General features: G+C 49.7%; 17 protein-coding genes and 3 tRNA genes. 1 reads left to right on the top strand and 19 read right to left on the bottom strand.

Going from position 1 to position 20,432, the window contains the following annotated elements; translation table 11 throughout:
* Positions 1 to 301: 301 nt before the first annotated feature.
* The 18 genes from ABDK92_08550 to ABDK92_08465 all read right to left on the bottom strand — a co-directional run bounded on the left by ABDK92_08550 (position 302) and on the right by ABDK92_08465 (position 19,080).
* A tRNA-Arg gene (locus ABDK92_08550) sits at positions 302 to 378 on the bottom strand.
* Positions 379 to 489: 111 nt separating this feature from the next.
* Positions 490 to 777, bottom strand: a complete 288-nt coding sequence (locus tag ABDK92_08545; protein ID MEN3186659.1) for an HU family DNA-binding protein — start codon at positions 775 to 777, stop codon at positions 490 to 492.
* Between the two features lie 38 nt (positions 778 to 815).
* On the bottom strand, positions 816 to 1,076 hold the full coding sequence (locus ABDK92_08540; GenBank protein ID MEN3186658.1) for a stage V sporulation protein S: 261 nt from the start codon (positions 1,074 to 1,076) through the stop codon (positions 816 to 818).
* Positions 1,077 to 1,200: 124 nt separating this feature from the next.
* Positions 1,201 to 1,635, bottom strand: a complete 435-nt coding sequence (locus tag ABDK92_08535; protein ID MEN3186657.1) for an NUDIX domain-containing protein — start codon at positions 1,633 to 1,635, stop codon at positions 1,201 to 1,203.
* A 19-nt stretch (positions 1,636 to 1,654) separates the two neighbouring features.
* Entirely contained in the window at positions 1,655 to 2,521 is an 867-nt protein-coding gene (locus ABDK92_08530) for an ARMT1-like domain-containing protein (protein MEN3186656.1), read from the bottom strand.
* Between the two features lies 1 nt (position 2,522).
* A complete protein-coding gene (locus tag ABDK92_08525) occupies positions 2,523 to 3,182 on the bottom strand; it encodes a TrkA family potassium uptake protein (protein MEN3186655.1) in 660 nt (219 codons plus the stop codon).
* Between the two features lie 21 nt (positions 3,183 to 3,203).
* On the bottom strand, positions 3,204 to 3,626 hold the full coding sequence (locus ABDK92_08520; protein MEN3186654.1) for a hotdog domain-containing protein: 423 nt from the start codon (positions 3,624 to 3,626) through the stop codon (positions 3,204 to 3,206).
* Entirely contained in the window at positions 3,616 to 5,496 is a 1,881-nt protein-coding gene (gene ftsH, locus ABDK92_08515; GenBank protein ID MEN3186653.1) for an ATP-dependent zinc metalloprotease FtsH, read from the bottom strand. The genes ABDK92_08520 and ftsH overlap by 11 nt, the downstream gene beginning before the upstream one ends.
* Before the next feature lie 33 nt (positions 5,497 to 5,529).
* Entirely contained in the window at positions 5,530 to 6,084 is a 555-nt protein-coding gene (hpt, locus tag ABDK92_08510; protein MEN3186652.1) for a hypoxanthine phosphoribosyltransferase, read from the bottom strand.
* Positions 6,085 to 6,088: 4 nt separating this feature from the next.
* Positions 6,089 to 7,453, bottom strand: coding sequence for a tRNA lysidine(34) synthetase TilS (gene tilS, locus ABDK92_08505; GenBank protein MEN3186651.1), 1,365 nt, complete (start codon positions 7,451 to 7,453; stop codon positions 6,089 to 6,091).
* Between the two features lie 20 nt (positions 7,454 to 7,473).
* A tRNA-Met gene (locus tag ABDK92_08500) sits at positions 7,474 to 7,549 on the bottom strand.
* A gap of 187 nt (positions 7,550 to 7,736) precedes the next feature.
* Complete coding sequence (gene whiA / locus ABDK92_08495; protein MEN3186650.1) at positions 7,737 to 8,618, bottom strand: DNA-binding protein WhiA; 882 nt, start codon at positions 8,616 to 8,618, stop codon at positions 7,737 to 7,739.
* The gene (gene uvrC, locus ABDK92_08490) at positions 8,590 to 10,398 is read right to left on the bottom strand and encodes an excinuclease ABC subunit UvrC (GenBank protein ID MEN3186649.1); all 1,809 of its coding nucleotides are present in this window, start codon (positions 10,396 to 10,398) and stop codon (positions 8,590 to 8,592) included. The genes whiA and uvrC overlap by 29 nt, the downstream gene beginning before the upstream one ends.
* A gap of 16 nt (positions 10,399 to 10,414) precedes the next feature.
* Positions 10,415 to 13,219: an excinuclease ABC subunit UvrA gene (uvrA, locus tag ABDK92_08485; protein MEN3186648.1), complete on the bottom strand. Its 2,805-nt coding sequence runs from the start codon at positions 13,217 to 13,219 to the stop codon at positions 10,415 to 10,417.
* 34 nt (positions 13,220 to 13,253) lie between these two features.
* On the bottom strand, positions 13,254 to 15,254 hold the full coding sequence (gene uvrB, locus ABDK92_08480) for an excinuclease ABC subunit UvrB (GenBank protein MEN3186647.1): 2,001 nt from the start codon (positions 15,252 to 15,254) through the stop codon (positions 13,254 to 13,256).
* Between the two features lie 43 nt (positions 15,255 to 15,297).
* On the bottom strand, positions 15,298 to 15,894 hold the full coding sequence (gene coaE, locus ABDK92_08475) for a dephospho-CoA kinase (protein MEN3186646.1): 597 nt from the start codon (positions 15,892 to 15,894) through the stop codon (positions 15,298 to 15,300).
* A gap of 11 nt (positions 15,895 to 15,905) precedes the next feature.
* A complete protein-coding gene (locus ABDK92_08470; protein ID MEN3186645.1) occupies positions 15,906 to 17,336 on the bottom strand; it encodes a glycogen synthase in 1,431 nt (476 codons plus the stop codon).
* Positions 17,305 to 19,080, bottom strand: a complete 1,776-nt coding sequence (locus ABDK92_08465; GenBank protein MEN3186644.1) for a 5'-3' exonuclease H3TH domain-containing protein — start codon at positions 19,078 to 19,080, stop codon at positions 17,305 to 17,307. The genes ABDK92_08470 and ABDK92_08465 overlap by 32 nt, the downstream gene beginning before the upstream one ends.
* A gap of 61 nt (positions 19,081 to 19,141) precedes the next feature.
* On the opposite strand from ABDK92_08465, the gene ABDK92_08460 reads away from it, so the two are divergent.
* Positions 19,142 to 19,228, top strand: a tRNA-Leu gene (locus ABDK92_08460).
* A gap of 418 nt (positions 19,229 to 19,646) precedes the next feature.
* Here the strand turns inward: ABDK92_08460 and ABDK92_08455 are convergent.
* Complete coding sequence (locus tag ABDK92_08455; GenBank protein ID MEN3186643.1) at positions 19,647 to 19,928, bottom strand: 4Fe-4S binding protein; 282 nt, start codon at positions 19,926 to 19,928, stop codon at positions 19,647 to 19,649.
* Between the last annotated feature and the right edge of the window lie 504 nt (positions 19,929 to 20,432).

Here is a 20,432-nt window from a genome sequence, read left to right as displayed (position 1 = left end):
GTAGCGCTGAGGTGGCATTCCGCGCCCTGGGAGTCAGGCCGCCGCTGCATGTAACCGAGATGCCACGTGCCTGACCCGATCCCAAGAAGGCTTGTAGGGTACGCTACCTTCTCAGCCCTTGCAGCCCCTGAGCTGCAAGGATTTCTTAGATCAGGGGTTTCAAACCCGAATCAAAATCAAACATAATCTCTAATATTTACAACAAGCCCATCCAGCACTTCTTCTACCAGGGAACCAAAATCCTCATTGGTCCAACCCGGAAGACCTCCATAAGGGGCAAAGGAAGGGGATAATAAAAGTCTGGCGCGCCCGAGAGGAATTGAACCTCCAACCTACGGCTCCGGAGGCCGTCGCTCTATCCGTTTGAGCTACGGGCGCACCAACACTTTTATTCTATCAACTCCCTTTAAATAATGTCAAGAATAAGAAAAGGAAGGACCATTATGTCCTTCCTTTTCTAAACAAGCAACGAAAAAAATAGAGCCAAAATTATTTAACCAGATCTCGCAAACCTTTTCCGGGACGGAAGAAAGGAACTTTTGCTTCAGGAATCCGGATTTCCTTACCAGTCTGGGGATTACGGCCTCTTCTCCCAGCTCTCTTTTTCACCCCAAATGTACCGAATCCAACTAACTGAACCTTACCACCTTTTTTCAGTTCATTCTGCACCACATCCAAGAATACATCCAGGACTACCGCAGTATCTTTCTTCGTTATGGATATCCCCTGCTTTTTCAACTCCTCCGCCAGAGCACCTACCAAATCCTGTTTGTTCATCTTCTCCCTACCTCCTTATTCATGAAATTGATCCCTCCTTAAGCGGGAAGGACGATAAAACGAATCGCAGTTTTTTCCGTATCATCGATTTTTACATCAACGAAAGCTGGGATGCACACTAAGTCGATACCACTTGGAGCTAAGTAACCCCGGGCAATGGCAATTGCTTTGACTGCCTGGTTGACAGCTCCAGCCCCTACTGCTTGCATTTCTGCTCTCCCGTGCTCCCTGATCACTCCAGTCAATGCTCCAGCTAAAGCAGCCGGCCTGGTCTTGGAAGATATCTTTAAAAGCTCCATACCGTAACCTCCCTAGTCTGAGTAATCCTGCTTCCTCTGAGTCGGCTTTCCCTACTACATAAGAGAAGCCTACTCCTTCCCGGTGTTTATTTTAGCGCATCAGAAAAGATTTTGCCAACCAAATTCAAGATTTTTCTTTATCCTGACCTTTTTGCAGTATCTCACCTCCCTTGAGAACCATTTTCTTTTCGCTATCATACTGCATAACCGCCAGAGCTTGAGGTAGGGAAAACCAAGAAACGTTCACAATTTCCTCTTCTTCCTCTTTTTTTCCTTCTTCTAGAGGGTCCATAAGAAAAAATGAAACGGCTTCCTCAAAATTCTCGCCGTTTCTGGAGTAGGTGAATCGAATTTCCCCAATTTTTTCTCGCAGAACCACTGTATACCCCGTTTCCTCCTTCACTTCTCTTTCTGCAGCCTCGGCTTCGGTTTCACCCTCATTCAAATGACCCTTGGGTAAAGTCCACACCCCAGAGTCCCTTTTTTGAACCAAGAGAACTTCCACCATTTCACTGCATTTTCTCAGAACCACCCCACCGCTGGCATAGACCTTTTTCATACTCAGCAATCCCATCCCGTTAACTGGTTGAAACGTGGTTCTTTTTCAGAATGAGCGCGCCCTGCTTGACACCAAACTCCCGTGCTACCGGCACGCATTTTGCCTTTAAAAGAAAATAAATCGTCTCTTTTCTTCCGCTCAAACTCTCGAAATTCCCCTGTCCTTTGGAAATCACCAGATCCGCCCTTTTCCATACTTCCTGTAAGTCTGAGGGACCCTCCTCAGGCACAATCCCACACTCGTCTTTCCCGGTGGTCAACACCTGAGCAAAATTGTCCAATCCTACTTCCCAAAAATCGGCAAGAAGCGCATCGTTTGAGATGGGACCACCTTTGACCACAAAAAAGATTTCCTGAATTCCAACTTTTTTCAACTCTTCCAATAGTATCTTATCAAATACGATCTCTCCAGCATTATCCCCTACATAGACAATGGTCTTCGCTTTGCGGACATCCTGCTCAAACTGGGCAAAATCATACAACCCCCACTGGACGGTATACAATTGCTCCAGAATCTGCGACACTTCCACCTCTCGGTACACCCCAAGGTCAATAATATTGCCCACAATCGCCACCCGTACTGCTCGCTCCAGCGCCCCCTCACCGTCTCCCACAAAACCCTTTAACTCCGGATAGAGCTTTAAAGCCAGACGATTATAATGTTTTTTATGCCGATAGTAAATATCATCGACCCCGGTCATTTCTCTGGCAACTTTATGGGCAAGGGAAGTCATGTACGCTGGTGTCCAGTTTGGGTCAGCATCCGCATACTGCATACAGATTCTCTGCGAAACTCGCCAGAGAAAATCCTTTTCGGGGCACACTACAGCGGCTGCTTCCTGAGCTTGTCGAATGTTACAGCTAAAACACTCTACCTGAGCTTTCATCTTATCCTCCTGCTTCCTCCTTAAAGAATTTCTTCAGCTGGTCCTCACTGCCTAAAATATACACCACGTCCCCATCCATGAAGGTTTCATCAGCGGAAGGGGAAACAATATATTTCCCATTCCGGCGTAACGCCACCACTGTAATCCCGTAGCGATTCCGCAATTTTGACTTATTCAGAGTGTTCCCTTTTAACGAGGGGGGAAGCTGAATCTCCACCAGATTGTGTCCGGGAAAGAGTTCCTCAGTCCTGATGGCATTGGGAAAGGAAAGCGTCTTGGCCACTCTCAGCGCCATATCCTGCTCGGGAAAAATCACTCGATCCGCACCAATTTTGGAGAGGATTCTTCCGTGCATGGCATTGATCGCCCGAGCAATCACCAGGGATACACCCAACTCTTTTACGGCCAGAGTGGTTAGAACGCTGGATTGAATGTCGTTGCCAATACTGACAATTGCCACATCGAAATTCTTGATCCCCAGAGCCTCCAGGACCTTTTCATCAGTGGTATCAGCCTGCACCACCTCGGTGATCTTTCCCGCCAGCTCTTTGACTGGCTCTTCCTGAATATCAATTCCCAGAACGGTAAAGCCCTGCTCATAAAGGGCAACAGCGATACTGCTCCCAAAAATCCCCAGCCCAAACACCGCGAACTGTCTCACCACCACCATCTCCTACTTTATTCAACCCTCAAGAGGCTTTTTTACTCCCTGAGATTTACTCTCCAGCTTCTTGAGAAACGATTCTCGATGAACGATAAACCTTTCCAGCCTTCCTTCTCCAACCTTTTCCACTTCGTCAAAGGCCTCGGCTTCAAACACCAGGCGATTGCGATAGATTTCAACCAGCGTGGCCCGGGCGGTGACTTTCATGCCCCGGGGGGTCGCTGCAACGTGGGAGATACTGATTCTGGTTCCCACACTGACGTATCCTTCCGAAAGATGATGTTTCACCGCCTCATGCGCCGCGTTATCCATCAGCGAAATAAGCATAGGAGTGGCAAAGGCAGGGACCATATCTGGAGCGAAGCGATCCGCAGTATTCTCTTCATTGACCATTGCACTGACTGTGCCTGTGAGACCAACCCGCAAGGTATCAGCTTTCATCGTGTTTTTCTCCCCCTTCCTCCTCGTTTTCAGACCGAGCAGCTGAACTTTCTTCGTCTAACACGGCTTCAAAACCGAGTACTTCATCAATTTCCTCTCGATTGAGCACTTCCTTTTCAATCAATTTCATGGCCAGCGCATCCAGCTTTTCCCGGTGCTTCAGGATAATGTCCTTTGCCTGTTCATATGCCTGATCAATAATGGCTCGCACCTCTTTATCAATCGCATAGGCAATCTCTTCACTGTAATTGCGGTCTTCGGCAATATCCCTTCCCAGAAAAACCTCCTTGTGTTTTCTTCCCAGCGTTAAGGGACCCAGAATCTCGCTCATGCCGTACTCACAAACCATTTCTCGAGCGATTTCGGTAGCTTTCTTTAAGTCATCATGTGCTCCAGTGGTGACGTCTTTAAAAACGATTTCTTCAGCGACCCGACCTCCCAAAAGGATGGTAAGCCGAGAGAGCAATTCCTGCTTACTCATGAGATATCGGTCTTCAGTGGGAAGTTGCAACGTATACCCAAGCGCAACCCCACCCCGCGGAATAATGGAAATCTTGTGAACCGGGTCGCTATTGGGCAAAACCCGGGCCACCAGGGCATGTCCAGCTTCATGGTAGGCAATGATTTTCTTCTCTCGATCACTGATGATCACGTGTTTCCGCTCTGGACCAGCGATAACTTTATCAATGGCTTCTTCAAACTCTTCCATTTCGATAACGTTTTTCCCTTTCCTTGCCGCCAACAACGCCGCTTCGTTCACCAGGTTCGCAAGATCCGAACCGACAAAACCCGGAGTGCGACGAGCCAGAACCTTAAGGTCCACATCTTTTCCCAGAGGTTTTCCCCGAACGTGCACTTTTAAAATCGCTTCTCTTCCCACCACGTCCGGCTGGGGAACGGCAATACGCCGGTCAAATCGACCGGGACGCAAAAGTGCCGGGTCCAGAATGTCAGGACGGTTCGTGGCAGCAATCAGAATCACTCCCTGATTGGGGTCAAACCCATCCATCTCCACCAGAAGCTGATTCAAAGTCTGTTCTCGCTCATCATGACCCCCACCTAACCCTGCCCCTCGGTGCCTACCCACAGCATCCAGTTCGTCCACAAAGACAATACAGGGGGCATTCCTTTTCGCTGTGGTAAACAGGTCTCGCACTCGGGCAGCGCCCACACCCACAAACATTTCTACAAAATCGGATCCACTGATACTGAAAAAGGGGACTCCCGCTTCTCCTGCAATCGCTTTCGCCAAAAGGGTTTTCCCCGTTCCCGGAGGTCCGTACAGAAGCACCCCCCTGGGGATCCGCGCACCGGTTTTCTGGAACTTACGGGGATTTTTCAGAAAATCAACCACTTCTTTGAGTTCCTCTTTAACTTCCTCAATACCGGCCACATCTTCAAAGGTTATCTTGACCTTTTCCGGGTCCACCATCTTGGCACGACTCTTCACGAAAGAAGTCACCTTGCTCCCCCCACCCTGCAACTGCTGAAGCAGGAAAATCCAAACCACAATCAGCAGAATTGTGGGAAATAGAGAACTCAAAACCCGCGCCCACCAGGATGGTTCTGCGGGAGGCTTCACTTCGATTTCTACATGTTTTTCACGTAAAACCTTGATTAAATCCGGGTCGTTCGGAACGTAGGTGGTAAATCGAGAACCATCACGCATTTCCCCCGCCACACTCTGGTCCGCTATCACCACCCGCTCCACCACTCCCCGTTGCACCGCATCCAAAAACTGGCTATAGGTGAAAATCTGCGGGGGTGTTTCTCTCTGCATCAAGGACGTAGCCAGAGAAATCACGATAATGAGAAACAAAAGGTAAAAACCAAGATTTCTATAAAATTTCCCACTTGGATAACCATTCATTGGTTTGCGTTCACCTATCCTTTGCTCTTTTTCTCAAACATGGACACCATCTCGATAATACTCCGGTTTCAAAACAAAAATAAACGGATAATTCCGGTAACGCTCGGCGAAGTCAAGGCCATAACCCACCACAAACTGGTTGGGGATATTGAATCCCAGATAATCGATGGTCAGATCCTTCACGACGCGCCGTTCTTCCTTGTTGAGGAGTGCGCAGACCCGGAGGCTGGCCGGATCTCTGGTGGTTAAAACCTCCTTAAGATGTTTCATCGTTAACCCGGTGTCGACGATATCTTCTACAATCAACACATGCTTACGGGTAATGGGCTTGTCCAGATCTTTCAGAATCCTCACGATGCCACTGGATTCATCCTCTTCTCCGTAACTCGATATCGACATAAAGTCAACACTCAAGGGAACTCGAATGTGTCGTACTAAATCCGCCATAAAAATAAATGCTCCGCGCAAAATACCAACCACCCGCAATTCCGTACCCCGATAATCCTGGGTAATGCGTTCGCCCAGCTCTTTTACCTTATGTTCTATCTCTTCCCGAGTAATGAGCACTCGCTCGATACAGTCCTCCACCTTTTCACCCCTTACACTTTTTCGCCACCACACCAAGGATACGCTTGCTATTTTCCTGAACTCTGACCCTTTCGTCAAGTGCAACACCAGGAATCCAGAGAATCTTTTCCTGATCACAGAGAAAAGGAATCCGTTCCCGCCATTCCCGGAAAAGACCGTACTCCGCAAAAACCTCTTTCACTTTCTTCATCTTTCCGCCTTTCCATATTCGATCGCCCTCACGAAAGTTTCGCACCATGAAGGGTGGAACGCTCCGATCAAAATCAAAGGTGACCCACCAACCATCCTTGACCTTCGCCTCTTTCCCAAATATACCCTCTATAGAAAACCCAATTTCCTGCAGAACATTCTGACCAGGTAGAACAACTGAAAATTCCCACCGGGGAATTTTCGCCAGAGGAAGAGAGAGCAAAGAAGCATAAAGATATCCCTCTTCGACCCACACCCGGAACTTCCCCGGCAGCACCACTTCACCCCTCTGCTTCTCCACAATGTGCTCCACCGCCTTAAGATGCACCCTTCCTATATCCCAGAGGGTTCCCCGAACCTGGCCAAGAAAGCTCCTGAGAATCAAAAACCGCTTCTTTTCAGAGAAAAGCAATAAAAAATCAAGTGGTATCCGACCCGTTCCTCCCTCCATTTCCCAGGGAAAATCGATTGGTGCTTCGGGAAGGGCCATCTCTTCCTGGAGATTCAAGGAAAGGCGCAGGAATGCTTCTCGAAAGCGAGGATTAAATTCCTCTAAAAGTGGTCCCAGTACGAAACGAATCCGATTGCGCAGGAGAGAAACATCCTGGTTGGAACTATCCTCCACAAAAGGTATCCTTTCCTTTTGCAAAAACTCCAGCACCTCCTGCTTTGAGGAGGTGAGAAGAGGACGAATAAAAATATCACTGCACACCCTCATCCCCGAAAGACCTCTAAGTCCAGTCCCCCGAATGAGGTTCATGAGCATTGTTTCCACCTGGTCATCCAGGGTGTGACCTAACGCCACCTTAGAAGCGCCCCACCTTTTTGCCCCTTCTCGTAACGCCAAATATCGGACTTTCCGCGCTGCTTCTTCCAGAGAAAGTTTTTCTTCCTGTTGCAGAACCCGCACCGCTCTTCGCTCCACAAAAATGGAAAGATTCCGAACCTGGGCAAAATCTCGACAGAATTGTTCATCCCTCTCCGCTTCTCTTCCACGCAGTCCATGGTTCAGGTGGAAAAGGGCAATCTCCAGGGAAAATTCTCCCTGGAGACGCCTTAGAATTTCGGTCAACGCCACAGAATCTGGACCACCAGAGAAAGCAATTAAAATCCTATCGCCAGGGGACAACAGGGAGTACTTCCGTACGCAATCCAGAACCTTACTCTCTAAACGAGACACGCTGCACTCAAAATCCTTTTTGGTGGCGGTGCAGGGATTCGAACCCCGGCACTCCGGGTATGAGCCGGATGCTCTGACCATCTGAGCTACACCGCCACATTCATCCTAATTATACCCATTTTCCCAAAAAAGACAAGAGAAAGCACGCAACCCTGCAAACCAATCGCCCACCTCTTTTGGCTAACGATTCAGTTACGGTCACGAGCAGCTCCAGACTCTATCTCGCTAGAGCCACACCGTGCAGAAAAGACCATGCCCTTTCGGCGTCTCCCAAAAAGGGGAATCATTCTCCCAGCCTTTCCAGTTTTTTTAGACACCGGAACACGTCCATTTTTGATAAAGGGGGAGTACAGCGTTCCCCGATTTCCCGCAGGGAAGCATACGGATACCGCAACCGCAAATAGGCAATCTCACGGAGTTTGGGGGAAAGGCGGTGAAAATCAAGCTGAGCAATTTTTTGTCGCTGCCGCAGAGAGGACTCCACCACTCTTTCCAGATTCGAGGTGGCGCAATTGACCCACCGGGTAAGGTCATCCAGAGTCAGCTTCTCAACCCGAATTTTTTCCAGAAGTAGATAACTTTGAGAAGCCCCAATATATCCCAAAAACGTAGCAATACTCTGGGCGTTCTTGGTGTAGAGACGAAATTCGCCCCGGAAGTCACGCAATCGGAACCCCATTCCCCGTTTTTTCAGATGATGGAGGAGGATCTGGGCGATGTCCTCTGCAGGGAGTGCAATTTCCAGGTGATAGCTTTTCGAAGGCTCTGCGATATATCCCCGGGATTCAAAGACTCCCTTCGTCAGGAAAGCACCATGAGTTTCCAGCACAGCGAGAAAAGGAGTCACGTCACCAAACCCGAACTGGGCGAAAATTTCCTCGTCGTGAATCTCAAGGTCCAGGATATAGAAGGTACCTGCATTGATTCCTTGCTTCTTTTGCTCGGTAATCATGTAGGGAACTTCTGGGTAGAATTTTTTCACCAGAACCACGCCCTTTTTAATCAGAGCCAGGTCTTTGTGACGAAAAGAGAGGAATACGCGGTTTTCCCTGCGCTCGATGATTCCTCCTACCCTGAGAATCCCGACGAGTTCTGCCCGCAGGGTGTCTTCGGTAGCCGGTGAGAGCAGATAGAGTTCACTTTTCAGAATCTCTCGAAATTCCAAGCTTTGCCACCTCTTTCAAACGTTCCTGTAAATCCACCACCGCAGGGAGGGGAATGCGGAGGTTTTTACTCACCTCCTGGGGCGAGACCTGAAGGATATCGAGAAGCGTATCGTAACTGGAAAGGAGCTTTCGGCGTCGTTCTGGACCAATACCTTTCACCTCAAGAAGCACAGAAGAGAACAGCTTTTTGTTCCGCCGTAGCCGATGGAAGGTGATGGCAAAACGGTGTGCTTCATTCCTTATCCGCTGTAAAAGCTGGAGCACCTCGGACTGAGGGGGCAATCGGAGGGGTTCACCCTGATCCGGTATATAAATTTCTTCCCATTCCTTGGCCAAGGCAAGAACTGGTAGCGAAATCCCAAGTTCCCGCAAAGTTGAAGTCGTCACATGCAACTGTCCCAGACCCCCATCGACCAAAAGTAAATCCGGCAAGGGTGAAGAAGACCGCTTTAAGTCGTTAAAATACCTCTGCACCACTTCTCGAAGCATCTCATAGTCATTAGGGTAGTCGGTTTCCCGGATGAGGAACTTACGATAACGCTTTTTGTATGGGACCCCCTCTCGAAACGAAACCACCACCCCAACTGCCTCATCACCCTGAAAGGTGGAAATATCCATGCCTTCAATGAGTTTTGGGAGAGTACCAAGGCCAATCACTGCACGCAATTCTTCCAGAACCATTTCCGACCACATTTCCTTTTTCCGTTTTTTCTCCCTCTCCACCTCGAGGTTTTTCCGGGCATTCTCTTCGGCCACTTCCAGAATTTCTTCCTCAAAGCGATTCAATGGGGAAGCAATGGAAATCCGCAAACCCAAAACATCCTGAAGCGTATTGAGTGAACTCACCTCCTCGAGGTCTACACACACCCGCGAAGGAAGAGAAAAATGGGAAAAATAGAAATCTTCAACGAATCTCCGCAAAAGCGAAACCCGTTCCAGGGCCTGACTTTCCACCACAAAGCTCTCACTGCCGATAAGTCTTCCCTTACGGACTCTGAGCACCACCACCACACCAAGATTCTCCTCACAAACTGCTTCCAGGAAATCCACGTCATCAGGCTGAGGGAGCACCAGACGGTAACGGGAAGCAATTTTTCTGGTGGCCTCCAGGTGGTCCCGATACCGGGCTGCTGATTCAAAGTCCAGGGCATCAGCCATCTTCCACATTTCTCCTTCCAGCCACGTTATAACCGATTCGTAATCTCCATTGAGAAAATCGACAGCTCTTTCTAAGTTTTCCCGATACATCCTGGAAGAAATCCGACCAACGCACGGAGCGCTGCACAGACGGAATTCGTGGTCGATACACGGTCTTTGCAAAGGAAAACGGCTCTCTGGAATCTCGCAACCGCGCAAAAGGAAAAGGGTGCGCAACAGTTTTATTCCTTCCCGAACTTTTTTGGCATTGGTGAAAGGACCGAAATAGAGTCCCTCCCGAGTCGTGGTTCTTCGAGCGAAACCAATGGGGGGAAAAGTTTCACCTATTCCAATCCGGATATAGGGATAGCTCTTATCATCCTTTAAGCGGAGGTTATAGCGCGGTTGATGAGTTTTGATGAGTTCCTCTTCAAGGAGCAGGGCTTCATGCTCGGTGGTCGTGAGCAGGTAGTCAATACCCTGAATTTCAGCCACCATATCTTCCTTAAAAGGGGAAAAATTTCGGCCGGCAAAGTGGGACTTCACCCGCTTCTGAATATCAACAGCCTTTCCCACATAAATGACCTCGCCACGACCATTCTTAAAGAGGTACACCCCGCATTCCTGGGGAAGGCTACCGATGTCACTGGTGCCGACTTCAAACCGAACATAACGCTCGACTCTTTTCAGTCGGTAACACCTCTCTCAAAAACTGGCCGGTGTAAGAAGTGGGAACCTGAGCAATCTCTTCGGGGGTACCGGAAGCCACCAGATACCCACCTTTTTCCCCTCCCTCCGGACCAAGGTCAATGAGGTAATCGCAACTCTTAATCACATCCAGATTGTGCTCGATAATCAAAACCGTATTCCCCCGACTCCTGAGTTCAAGCAGGACCGAAAGGAGCTTTTCCACATCGGCAAAATGAAGGCCAGTGGTGGGTTCATCCAGAAGATAAATGGTCCTTCCAGTAGCCACTTTGCTGAGTTCCCGAGCCAGCTTAATCCTCTGGGCTTCTCCACCAGAAAGGGTGGTCGCCGATTGACCCAGTTTCAAATATCCCACCCCCACCCGTTCCAGAACCTCCAGTTTGCGCCGAATGACCGGAATGTTTTCGAAGAAGTGGAGTGCTTCCTGAACACTCATATCCAGGACCTCAGCGATGTTTTTCCCTTTATACCGGACGTCCAGGGTTTCCCGGGCATACCGTTTCCCCTTACACTGTTCACAGGTAACGAACACATCTGGCAGAAAATGCATTTCAATCTTGATGACCCCGTTTCCCTGACAGGCTTCACACCGCCCTCCCTTGACATTGAAGCTGAACCGTCCCGGGGCGTATCCACGCGCTTTGGATTCGGGGAGTTTGGCAAAAAGGTTGCGGATTTCGGTAAAGACTCCGGTATAGGTGGCCGGATTAGACCGGGGGGTTCTGCCAATCGGGGACTGGTCAATGATGATCACCTTGTCCAGATGCTCCACCCCTTCCAGAGCTTCACATCCTTTCAAGTCTTTTCCTTTACGATGAAAAATCTGAGAAAGCGAAGCGTAAATAACATTGTAGAGCAAGGTGCTCTTTCCCGAACCCGAGACTCCAGTGATACCCACCAAAAGCCCCAGAGGAATGGAGATGGTGAGGTTTTTCAAATTGTTGGCCTGCGCTCCCTTGACCGAAAGCCATTCTTCCCCCGGTTCTTTACGTTTGAATGGCACCGGAATGCTTTTTCGACCACTTAAGTACAATCCGGTGAGGCTATGGGGGTGACCCATAATCTCTTCCGGAGAACCAGAGGCCACCACTTCTCCACCCTGTTCCCCTGCACCAGGCCCCATGTCCACGATAAAATCAGCGCTTTTCATGGTTTCAGCATCGTGTTCCACCACGATGACGGTATTCCCCAGGTCGCGCAATTTTTTCAGAATGGCAATCAGTTTCTGGTTATCTCGGGGATGAAGGCCAATAGTTGGCTCGTCAAGCACATAGAGTACTCCCATGAGACCGGAACCAATTTGCGTTGCCAGACGGATTCTCTGTGCTTCTCCTCCTGACAGGGTGGAAGCGGAACGATTCAGGGTGAGGTAGTCCAGCCCCACTTCCTGCAAAAAGCTCAGCCGAGAACGGATTTCTCGCAAAATCGGCTCGGCAATCAAAAGCTCGTTCCCTTCAAAATGGACGGTTTCAAAGAAACGCACCAGTTCGGCCACGGTAAGACGAGAAAGTGCTCCAATGGAAAATCCCTGAATCTTTACCGAAAGACTTTCCCGACGCAACCGATCTCCATGGCATTCCGGGCAAACCTGATTAGAGAGGTAGCGGGAAATCTCTTCCTGCTCCCACCATTCTGCAGCCGAGCGGAGTTTTCGCTCCAAATACGTGACTACCCCCTCGAAATGCTCGTCACCGTAAAGAACGAAATCCCGTTCCTCTTCACTCAAGTCTCGGAAGGGACGGTCGAGTCGAATACCTCGGTCCCGCAGGGCCTTGTGAATTCGCATTCCCAGAAAGCTATCCGGGTCGATTTCCCGCCATGGCTCTACAGCTCCTTCACCGATGCTCTTCGACCAGTCGGGCACCACCAGTGCCGGGTCCACAAAACTCAAAAATCCCAGTCCGCTACACCTGGCACATGCTCCATAGGGATTATTGAAGGAAAACATCCGGGGGGTAATTTCCGGAAAACTGATTCCACAATCCACACAGGCAAAATGTTCGCTAAAAAGGCGTTCCTCCCAAACGTCGCCACGTATCATTCCGATTTTCACAATCCCTTTCCCATACCGGAGCCCGATTTCCACAGAATCGCTAATCCGCCTCCCCGCATCGGCTTCCACCACTACTCGATCCACCACCAGGTCAATTTCGTGCTTTTTGTTTCGGTCAAGCTCCACGGTTTCCCAATCCTCAAGTTCAACCATTTCCCCATTAATCCGCACCCGGGCAAACCCATTCTTGAGCAGTTCCCCCAGGAGTTTGCGGTATTCCCCCTTCCTTCCCCGCACCAGGGGTGCCATAATCACCACCCTGGTCCCTTCCGGAAGGGCAAGGATTTCATCGGTGATTTGCTGAACTGTTTGCGAAGCAATGGGCTGACCGCACTGAGGGCAAAAAACCTGACCACAGCGAGCAAAAAGCACCCGCATGTAATCATAGATTTCAGTCACCGTCCCCACCGTCGAACGAGGATTATGGGAAGAGGCTTTCTGGTTAATGGCAATAGCCGGAGACAATCCATCAATTCGGTCCACATCGGGTTTTTCCATTTTTTCCAAAAACTGCCGGGCATAGGAAGAGAGGCTTTCCAGATATCGCCTTTGACCCTCGGCATAAATGGTGTCAAAAGCTAAAGAAGACTTCCCTGAACCACTAATCCCGGTAATGACCACCAAGCGATTCCGGGGCATTTCCACATCAACGTTTTTGAGATTATGCTCCCGTGCCCCTTTGATCAGAATGCGGTCTTTTATATCCAAATCATTTTCACCTCAAACTGTAGCATTTTTAAGTCGAACTCTTTTCTCTATAAAGGCTTGCCTTCAGCTTAAAAATCTGATCCCGCAGGAGTGCAGCTTTCTCAAATTCAAGCCGGCGAGCGGCCTGCTTCATCTCCGCAGTCAGCTTTTCAATAATGGCCTCCACATCTCTCTCTGACGACACCTCCTGCAGAAGGTCCAAGACCTCTTCGGTTTCTCGAGAAAGACCCCCTTCTTCGGGAATCAAAACCCGGACTTCTTTGGTGACGCTGCGAGGCGTAATGCCGTGCTTTTCATTATACTCTTTCTGAATGGCTCTCCTTCTTCTGGTTTCAAAAACCGCTCGCTCCAGAGCACCCGTCAGGTGATCCGCATACAGAATGGCTCTTCCCTCGACGTTCCGGGCTGCCCGTCCCATGGTCTGGATGAGGGCCACTTCCGAGCGAAGGAAACCTTCTTTATCCGCATCCAGGATGGCCACCAAGGCCACTTCCGGTAAGTCTAATCCTTCCCGGAGCAGGTTCACCCCCACCAGAACATCAAATTCTCCCGCCCGGAGGTCCCGGATAATGCGAGCTCGGTCCAGGGTATCCACCTCGGAATGGAGATACTGGACTTTCACTCCCAGACCACGGAGAAACTCGCACAGGTCTTCAGCGCTCTTTTTGGTCAGCGTGGTTACGAGCACCCTCTGATTTTTCTGCACCACCTTCCGAATCTCCCCCAAAAGGTCTTCCACCTGACCGGTGGCGGGTCGAATCTCCACTTCGGGGTCAAGAAGGCCAGTAGGTCGTACTAGCTGTTCAACCACCTGTTCACTGACCTGAAACTCAAAATCACTGGGTGTAGCCGAAACGAAAAGGCATTGCCGGACCTTTTTTTCAAACTCCTCAAAAGTCAGCGGACGGTTATCAAAGCAAGAAGGAAGCCGAAAACCGAATTCAACCAGGGACTGTTTTCGGGAACGGTCTCCCTCGTGCATTCCCCGCAGCTGGGGAATGGTCACATGGGACTCATCGATAATCACCAGAAAATCGGGTGGAAAATAATCAATCAGAGTGTAAGGAGGGTCTCCAGGCTTTCGACCATCGAGGTAACGGGAATAGTTCTCAATTCCCGGGCAGTATCCGGTTTCCCGTAAGAGTTCCAGGTCGTAGCGAGTTCGCCTCTGTAAGCGCTCCGCTTCCACCAGCCTCCCCTGGGAAAGGAAATACGCCACTCGCTCTTCCATCTCCTGCTCAATCCCCAGAAGGGCCTGGTCAAAAATTTCTTCGCTGGCCAGATAGTGTTTGGCGGGATAGAGGAAAATTTCCTGTAATCGTTCTAAGGTCCTCCCCGTAACAGGGTCAATCACCCGAATCGTTTCCACCTCATCCCCAAAGAATTCAAACCGCAACGCCTGTTCACTGTAAGCGGGGTACACTTCCACCGTGTCCCCTTTCATTCGGAAAATCCCGGGAACAAATTCGATTTCATTCCGTTCATAGAGAAGATCCACAAGTCTTTTGGCAAATTCATTCCTTTTAAAGTGACTCCCCAGCGCCACTCGTAATACTCGCTTTTCATACTCCCTGGGAGAACCAATGCCGTAAATGCAGGAAACCGAAGCCACAATCACCACATCGTTTCGTTCCATTAAAGCACTGGTGGCTCGAAGTCTCAGACGGTCTATATACTCGTTAATGGAAGCATCCTTTTCAATGTACAGGTCGTATTCAGGGACATACGCTTCCGGCTGGTAATAATCATAGTAACTCACAAAGTATTCCACCGCGTTGTCCGGGAAAAAAGCCCGCATTTCGCTATAGAGCTGTGCGGCCAGGGTTTTGTTATGGGAAATGATGAGGGTGGGACGATTCACTGCGGCGATGACGTTAGCCATGGTAAACGTCTTCCCCGAACCAGTCACACCCACCAGGGTCTGATATCGGTACCTCTTTTCAATACCCGCAACGAGTTTTTCAATTGCCTGAGGTTGGTCGCCACAGGGTTGATACGCCGAAGTAAGACGGAAGCGACCTTTCTTCATACTTTTTCCCTTTCCATCCTTCAAAACCGAGAAGGACCCCGTTCTATTTCCCTTTTAGAGGAAGGGAACACCAAAAATTTTCCACCTCCTGGCGGAGTTTTTCCCGGGAATCCTGGTTCCATAACACAAAGTGAGCACGTCTGCGCAAGCACGACGAAAACCGCTGAGCAGAAAGCAGGTTCTGCGCCTCTTTTTCCTTCCATCCTTTGGCCACCAGTCGCCTCCATCGCAGGTCCAAATCACCCTCAACAAAAATAACCCAGTCAAGGATGGGCAAAAATCCTCCCTCAAAGAGGATGGTTCCATCGATAGCGACCAGATTCTCTTCTCGATTCCGATTCAACCATTTTCTGGTTTCCTGGAAAAGCAAAGGATGCGTGAGTCGATTCAGGAGTAAAAGAGCGGTAAAATTTCGAAAAATCACCTTTCCTAACTTTTTCCGGTCGATATTTCCCCGGGGGTCTAGAAAAAACCTCCCCCAGGTTCGCACAATACCCTTCCAGATTGGCCCACCTTTTTGAGCCAGCTTCCGGCTGAGAGCATCCAGCTCCAGAACTTTTACCCCTTTCTCCTCCAGAAACGAAGCCACAGTGCTTTTCCCGCTGCCCGCACCGCCCCCGATTCCAATTACCTTAACCATACCACGCCTCATTACTCGTCCCGATAGACCTGCAAATACTTCTCAACCGCCTTTTCCCAGGAAAAATCACTCGTCATGGCATTCCTCATCATCGTTTCCCATAAGGTTCGATTTTCCCCATACACCGTTAGACCCCTCTGCATGGTCTTCAAAAACTCCCTTGCAGTAAAACCTTCAAACTGGAAACCATTGCTCAAAGAAGGATTGAAGCGATAGTCAATCACCGTGTCGACCAACCCTCCTACTTTTCGCACCACCGGCAACGCCCCGTACCGCATGGCAATCATCTGGCTGATTCCACAAGGTTCAAAAAGCGAGGGTAAGAGCAACATATCAGCTGCCGCATAAACAAAGCGCGCTAAATCCTCATCGAAACGAATTTCGACCATGAGATTGGAATGCCCCAAAGATGCCTCCTTTAAAGCATTCTCGTAACGCTGTTCTCCGGTTCCCAAAAAGAAAAAGAAGGCCGGGAGCGCCAGAAGGTCTTTCAGTTTTTCCAGGATGAGGTCCACACCTTTCTGCTGGACAAGTCTAGAAACAAAGACAATCAGGGGGCGATCAAGGTTTCCCTGATGGTTTGGAAAAAATTGCTGAAAAAACACAGCTTTGCTCTTTCTCTTCCCTTCGAGGTCGTCAACGCCGTAACGGTGGGGAATATGAGGGTCGGTCGCCGGATTGTAAACCTCCGTATCAATTCCGTTGACAATCCCCACCATCCTCTTCTTCCGGCTTATCGCTCGCATCAGGCCATCGAGTCCTTCCCCAAACTCTGGTGAACAGATTTCCCGAGCATAGGTAGGGCTCACCGTGGTGAGAAGATGGGCAAAGAGGAGACCAGCTTTCATCAAATTAATGTTTCCGTAGAATTCTAAATATTCATGGGTGAAAAACTGTCCTGGAAGGTTAATCAGACGAAATAGATCCCCCCGGGCAATACCTTGATAGGCGAAATTGTGAATGGTAAAGATCATCCTCCGCGGATGAGGACGGTAAGGAGGCCAGTAACGGTCCATATAGGCACATAAAAGTGCACTTTGCCAGTCATTACAATGGAGCACAAAATCGCCTCCTTGCCACCGCACCAAGTACTCAAATACTGCCCGAGAAAAAAAGATGAACCGTTCCACATCGTCAGGATAGCCGTACAGTTTTTCCCGCTTAAAAAAGTGGTCATTCACCACAGCCACAATTCGTCTTCCCTCTCCATCGTGCCATTCCGGGAAAAAGACCTGTACCGCATGGTCCCCAAAAGGAATCGTGACCTCTTTATCTCCCGAGAACGGGTAAGCCAACACCTGAGGATATCCGGGAAGAAAAAGCTTCGTTTTCACCCCGTATCGAGGAAGATACTTGAACAGGGCTCCCACCACATCTCCCATGCCACCACTTTTCGCGTACGGATACGCCTCAGAAGCAACCAGAACCACTTCCAACGCCATTGCCACCTCCCTCACCCAAAAGAACAGTGTATACTGAATCTTTCGTCTCCCGGAGGACAATGTCCCACTCTGAGGGCAAAAATGAAGCGAGTCGACTCCGGAAACTCTCAAGAAAAGAACCATCCTCCTTACGGCAGTGCACATGAATCCGGTGCTCTCCGAGCATGAGGTCCACTCCCATTTCCACACTCAGAATAAAAATGCTCAAACGACGGAGCTCCTCTAAAAGTACCCATTGAAAACGCTTGTGAAGCTCATCTTCATCCAGCAGGCTTCCGGCAAGAAAACGCCACCCGTACAGGGTACGGAAACAGGAGGATTCGGTCCCCAGACGATAGGCTTCGCGAGCCGACTCCCTCTCTAGAAACGCCCTGAGTGCCGGGTCGTCAAAATCGAGAACCAAATCGCTCATTCCCCGAAATAACGGGAGGTCCTCATAGGAAAACCTCCGGTCTTCCAGAAAGGGGTACAGAGCAAACCCCCGGAGCCGATGGCGTTCCGCAAACCATACCTTAAGAAGCGCCTTTTCCACCTTCTGGTATACTGAAATGAGCTCGGGCTGCCTCAAGAGCCAGTCCCGGCTTTGCCGTAAATACAAATCGAGAGACCCAGATTCTACGGTGTTCCCCTTTCCCCACTGAGCGAGAGAGGGATTTTCAATATGGAAAAAGGGATAAACCAAAAAAAGGAGCGTCGGGGCGCACCACACATCATCTCCGTCCAAAAGTTTCTCTTCAGATGACCATTCCTTTCCGCTGAAGTCGGGAAAAAGGAACACCCCTTTTTTCCCGGAAACCTGACCACACCCGGTATCTCCATAACCTCCATCCAGAGCAAAAAGTGAGGAGGTTCCTTCTTTCGGTGGGTTTACAGGTTTTCCCTTTTTTTGCACCCGCTCAGCGAGCTTTTTTAATTCCAGAGCGTGCAGTTTCTGGAGCAATGTCTCCCAGTTAACCCGATGCCACCCCCACTCTTCAATGGGTATCCCCTCCGGCAGGGCGTTTTTTTCAATGGTCAATAACGTCCGATTCGCCTCAATTCGATCCCGGTGCTCCCGAATGATGGTCGCAAGCCGGGGGGGTAAATCGCCTTCGCGAGCCCGAATATTCTCCCAGGAACCAAATTCTCGGACCAATTTGAGGGCGGTTTTTTCACCTATCCCCGGCACACCCTGAATGTTATCGGAGGGGTCTCCGGCCAGAGCCAGAACATCCACCACCTGATGCGGTCGAATTCCCCACTCGGTCGCAAGAGTTTCAAGGTCAATCGTTTTGAGCTGGGTTACCCCTTTCACTGGCTGCAGCAAGGTCACCCCCTCATCAAGAAGCTGAAGTAAGTCCAGGTCAGCCGTGACCACCATAAGCGGATAACGTCCCTTGAGCTGGATAATTCCACTTCCAATCAGGTCATCACCCTCAAAACCGGCTTTTTCCAGAACCGGAAAACCCATAGCCGAAAGGAGCTCCTTGACATCCTCAAGCTGTGGTTTGAGCTCCTGTGGCATGGGTTTTCGCTTCGCCTTGTACTCTTTATACATTTCATGGCGGAAAGTCTTCTTGGGATAGTCAAAAGCAGCCACAACGGAAAAGGGACCATAGGTATCCAGAAGCCGAAAGAGCATGTTGAAAAATCCCAGCGTTGCTCCGGTGGGCCGTTCCCAGGAAGTCTGTAAGGGTGGCAGGGCATAAAACGCCCGGTATACCAGCGAACTCCCATCTAAAAAAACAATCGGTTTTTTACTCATCGCTTCCATCCACCATCCAGGTTGACAAAAAAAGACGTTTCACTATAATTACAGAAAGAGTGCCGAAGTGGCGGAATGGCAGACGCACTAGACTCAAAATCTAGCGAGCCCTGCGCTCGTGCGGGTTCAACTCCCGCCTTCGGCACCAGCATTGTTTTAAAAAATTTCCCGTGTTTCCGGTCACCACCATAAAATTAAGCCGGTAATGGAATTGTAATGCAATCGCCACGCTAATGCAATCGGTGGACCCATCAAAACAGTGGGAGCAACGCCAGGAGGACACATTCACCCGCTTCCACGTTTGCGTCCTGAAAGCGCGGGTCAGTGTCGCCGACACCGCAGGATTGACAAGTCCTCAGTCCAGAACCTTGTCACACAGAGGGTAAGAGCAAAAGCCGGCATCGAGTAACCAACTTTCCCTCAACCGTTATACACCTGACACGGGGAACAGCGGACACTACAATAACCCCAAATAAGGTTATTTCCGACGTTCCCCGTAACACGCTCAATTGGCTATGCCACTTTCTTCCTGAGAAAACAAGTTTTCCCCTACAACACAGATACCATTATATTGCCGCTGGTGGCGATGCGGGGTCGTATCGACTCATCAAAAAGATAGCTTTAGTCGGGCACGCCATCATGCAAGCACCATCCCCTATGCAATTCTCTGGGCGCACCACCTTGGCAACCCCATCCACGATGTCAAGCACATTGGGTCCCAGTTTCTGACAGAGGTTCACACAATGCCTGCAAGCCAAACAACGCACTGGGTTGATTTCCGGAATGTTTCCCTTCACAAAGGTTCTTCCAAAAGCCTCAGCTACCTCGACCTCGATCCTCTTACTCATGGTATTCCTCCCTTTGCTATTCTTTTGGATTTGAAGAAAGTGAGCACCCTAAACATCGAAGTCACAATCCCATCTCACCTCCCTTCGGTGCCGAATGGTTCGTACTGTACTCATACTACGAAACAGGTTGGGCCACTTAGGGCTCAAGCTCTCATTGGCCACCAAAGTGTCCCGTCTCGGGTACGACGTTTCTTGCTACTGGGGAGCTGGGTTAAACTACCACAAGGAGCAGAACGGTGGTACCAATATCCAGAAAGACTAAGGAGAGAACTGAAACGAACCCTCGGACAGTTACCTTTAAGATGCTACAGGATTAGAGGATATAGATCATTTATTTTAGCACATTATTAGCACATTAATACAAATACACCTATCATAATAAACCCGATGCTTCTATCTGTCAAGACGCAACAAGAAAGACGGTAGTCTGTCCTTTTGAGGGTCAAACCCTTCAGTAAAAACGCCAATCCAAGCTACCACCCTAATCGCCACACCCTCTTTTTT

The organism is Atribacterota bacterium, assembly GCA_039638595.1.
GTDB classification, from domain to species: Bacteria; Atribacterota; Atribacteria; order Atribacterales; family Caldatribacteriaceae; genus Profundicultor; species Profundicultor thermophilus.
Note: the sequence above shows the minus strand (reverse complement) of the source record. Positions and strands in the feature narration are given on the sequence as shown.

Coding starts and splice junctions, on each gene's coding strand:
- ftsH (MEN3186653.1), bottom strand. CDS start 5,496: ATGAATGGTTATCCAAGTGGGAAATTTTATAGAAATCTTGGTTTTTAC.
- ABDK92_08465 (MEN3186644.1), bottom strand. CDS start 19,080: ATGAGTAAAAAACCGATTGTTTTTTTAGATGGGAGTTCGCTGGTATAC.
- ABDK92_08455 (MEN3186643.1), bottom strand. CDS start 19,928: ATGAGTAAGAGGATCGAGGTCGAGGTAGCTGAGGCTTTTGGAAGAACC.
- ABDK92_08530 (MEN3186656.1), bottom strand. CDS start 2,521: ATGAAAGCTCAGGTAGAGTGTTTTAGCTGTAACATTCGACAAGCTCAG.
- ABDK92_08520 (MEN3186654.1), bottom strand. CDS start 3,626: ATGAAAGCTGATACCTTGCGGGTTGGTCTCACAGGCACAGTCAGTGCA.
- ABDK92_08470 (MEN3186645.1), bottom strand. CDS start 17,336: ATGGCGTTGGAAGTGGTTCTGGTTGCTTCTGAGGCGTATCCGTACGCG.
- ABDK92_08540 (MEN3186658.1), bottom strand. CDS start 1,076: ATGGAGCTTTTAAAGATATCTTCCAAGACCAGGCCGGCTGCTTTAGCT.
- coaE (MEN3186646.1), bottom strand. CDS start 15,894: ATGGTTAAGGTAATTGGAATCGGGGGCGGTGCGGGCAGCGGGAAAAGC.
- uvrB (MEN3186647.1), bottom strand. CDS start 15,254: ATGAAGAAAGGTCGCTTCCGTCTTACTTCGGCGTATCAACCCTGTGGC.
- ABDK92_08545 (MEN3186659.1), bottom strand. CDS start 777: ATGAACAAACAGGATTTGGTAGGTGCTCTGGCGGAGGAGTTGAAAAAG.
- ABDK92_08535 (MEN3186657.1), bottom strand. CDS start 1,635: ATGAAAAAGGTCTATGCCAGCGGTGGGGTGGTTCTGAGAAAATGCAGT.